The sequence below is a fragment of the Mesorhizobium sp. Arg314 genome (genome assembly GCF_053714275.1).
Genome location: NZ_JBSKBP010000247.1, coordinates 1 through 488, shown reverse-complemented (window position 1 = coordinate 488; position 488 = coordinate 1). Strand labels below are relative to the sequence as shown.

Here is a 488-nt window from a genome sequence, read left to right as displayed (position 1 = left end):
ATCGAAACGGTGCGGGAGAAATTTACGTGCCGGGATTGCGAGGCGATCATCCAGCCGCCGGCGCCATTCCATGTCACGCCGCGCGGCTTCATCGGCCCGCAGTTGCTGGCGACCATCCTCTTCGACAAGTTCGGCATGCACATCCCGCTCAACCGGCAGAGCACGCGCTTCAAGTGCGAGGGGATCGACATGCCGATCTCGACACTGGCCGATCAGGTTGGTCATGGAACCTATGCCCTCATGCCGATCTTCAAGCTGATCGAGGCTCATGTGTTCGCGGCCGAGCGCCTTCATGGTGACGACACGACCATTCGCGTCCTGGCAAAGAGCAAATGCACAACAGGCCGTATCTGGACGTATGTGCGCCACGATCAGCCGTTCGGCGGCGCCGCGCCGCCGGCGGCGGTCTATTACGCCTCGAGCGACCGACGAGGTGAGCACCCACAAAAACATCTGGCCCGCTTCGGGGGCGGCGTCCTTCAGGTCGA

At 62.5% G+C, this 488-nt stretch carries 1 protein-coding gene; it reads left to right on the top strand.

The genetic code is table 11. The features are described from left to right. The coding region (locus ACWGS9_RS35320) for an IS66 family transposase (RefSeq protein WP_454509496.1) at positions 1-488 on the top strand (488 nt) is incomplete at both ends.